The sequence below is a fragment of the Shewanella surugensis genome, assembly GCF_023284005.1.
Taxonomy (GTDB): domain Bacteria; phylum Pseudomonadota; class Gammaproteobacteria; order Enterobacterales; family Shewanellaceae; genus Shewanella; species Shewanella surugensis.
Genome location: NZ_JAKIKS010000269.1, coordinates 1 through 2,397 on the forward strand (window position 1 = coordinate 1; position 2,397 = coordinate 2,397).

Below are 2,397 nucleotides of genomic sequence, written 5' to 3' on the forward strand. Positions count from 1 at the left end.
GCGGTGCGCCAAGTCAGCGAAATAAGCTAAAAAAGGCGAGTTGGGACGATGATTACAGGGCAAAAGTTTTCTTTGGTTAATTATCCGACAAAGTATGCTCCCGCCCTGGATCGCTGGATCCCTTAATTATTTTCAATAAATAACTGAACATAGGCTTAACAATTAACAATTGACATATTTGGCGACAAATAAAAGGTTTTTTTATTTAATAAATCCTATTATGCTTATCGCTGTCCCTTATTGATGTATAAAGTTAAAAAAAATAATATTTTCATATCAATTATTTTACAAACAGTATGTTAAGAGAGTGTTTAACTATGAGTATATTCATCACTAAACAAAGTGCTATCGTAAAATCGGTCTCTGGGCCATTAAAGGTTAAAGATTCTCAAGGGGGGACTCTATCTCTGAATACGACTGATTATATTCATGCGGGTGAAATGATATTATTTAATCAAGATTCAATCTTCTCATTAATACTCAATAATGGCCATGAACTCAGTCATACACAAATAAAAAATAACGCGATTCAACATCACTCAAGTTCAGCCCCGATCCCTTATACTGAATTAATTATAGATAACATTACTCCAAATAATATTATCAATATATTAGAAGCGAGCAATGATATTAACGTAACAGGTTATATCCTCGGTGATATAGATCCCAAAGGCGAGATCAAAATTGACATACAAGGCAATCAATATCAAACCTACCTCGAACAAAATGGCCGTTTCGATATCGATATCCCAGGCTTTGAGCTTGCCACAAGCAACCATATAACTGTTCATTTTAACGCTTATGATAACCGAGGCTATCCATACTGTGTTAGTAAAATTAAACACTATCAAGTTATGTTAGTCGGCCCGTATATTGACATTGTCTTGCAGCCTATCAGCATCAAACATGATCACATCTCAGGATCAACAAATAAAAAAATCACCGTCACCGGTATGGCTAAATACCACTTTTCAATAGGGGATAAGATCATCATAACGGTTAATAACACACTATATAAAACACAAGTATTAAAGCAAGGTAGCTTCAGTATTGATATTTTACTCACTGATATTCTCGTTTCAAACCAAGTGACTGCCACACTCATCAGTTATGATATGTCAGGAAATCGCTCCGAAGCAACGATTAACCAACGTATTAATGATACTGAATAAAACGTTAGCTTTGACGTCTAACAATAAGATTTTTTGTAAGAATGAGTCTTACATTTCGCATTCTTACGGCTCTGGTAACATGTAAATTAAAATAGCCTATTATAGGCTTACTCTGAATGAAGCTATCCCATCATGATTAAACCCACTTCTTGTATAGCTAAATCTGAAGAACTAATATCTGAACTAAGATCATTTAATGCTATACCTGCTCGGCACATACGGATCCCAAACTCATCAACTTGTGCATCTATAGAACTTACTTTAACAGCGGTTTGATTAATATTAACCTCAATATCATCAACCTTAGTTACACACTTCCTCAAAGTATTTCCGTTTAGTTCTATATTATTGTTTATGCTCTTCATTTCATTATTAAATATCTCAAATGTATCTGAGCAAAGGTTAATGTTCTCAGCATTGATTTTTGTTTGCTTCGCCAAAACATCCAGCTTACTCGCAACAATAGCATTAACTTCGCCCTTAAATTCATCGTCTTGAGCTATAAACTTCCAATTTTTTAACGTATAAACATTATGCCAAACAGAGGTTTCCACTCTCGGCCCCATGTTAAACTCAAATGATGCCACAAGCTTTATATCGGTTAAGGATCCTATATTTATTTTTTGTTCACTGCCAACGACCGATTTATATTCATTGCCAAAGATTTCCCAGTAATTACTTTTTAAAACAAAATAGCCTCCATACATTTTTTCTTTAACAATATCTCCCATACCATCCTCTTTTATTATATTTAATTACTTAATGCTCTATTACCTTACATTAACCTCTCATAATATAAAAATATATAAGTTATATAAATCAGTTAGACATCTTAACTATACAAAAAACGCTAACCAATTGTTTTTAATATACAAAACCTTATTGGTTCTTGTTTTTCTAAAACAACAACCATAACTTAAACGTTATTAATTATTAATACTTGTTACAGCTAATATTACACATGATCATAAGATACAGATTTAGCTACATAATATTAACCAAGTTAAAACCTTGCTAACAATACCCGAATAGAAATTAATAACCATAGGGAATCCATACTAATATTTTGTATGGTTATAATATTTTGTATGGTTAATCCCATTTTAACCATATCAACAATAAGTACCTGAGTATTAAATTACCATAAATTCGTTCACTATTAGAGCAACGTGATAATTTCAGTACTTATCGCATCATTGAACTTGTTTGTTTATCATTATTTTTG

Annotated in this window: 2 protein-coding genes; one reads left to right on the forward strand and one right to left on the reverse strand. The window is 32.4% G+C overall.

Annotated elements, in window-relative coordinates; genetic code table 11:
* The first annotated feature begins 317 nt into the window (after window positions 1–317).
* Window positions 318–1,172, forward strand: a complete 855-nt coding sequence (locus L2764_RS26775) for an Ig-like domain-containing protein (RefSeq protein ID WP_248943381.1) — start codon at window positions 318–320, stop codon at window positions 1,170–1,172.
* Window positions 1,173–1,294: 122 nt separating this feature from the next.
* Here L2764_RS26775 and L2764_RS26780 read toward each other — a convergent pair whose 3' ends face one another.
* The gene (locus L2764_RS26780; RefSeq protein ID WP_248943382.1) at window positions 1,295–1,903 is read right to left on the reverse strand and encodes a hypothetical protein; all 609 of its coding nucleotides are present in this window, start codon (window positions 1,901–1,903) and stop codon (window positions 1,295–1,297) included.
* Window positions 1,904–2,397 lie beyond the last annotated feature (494 nt).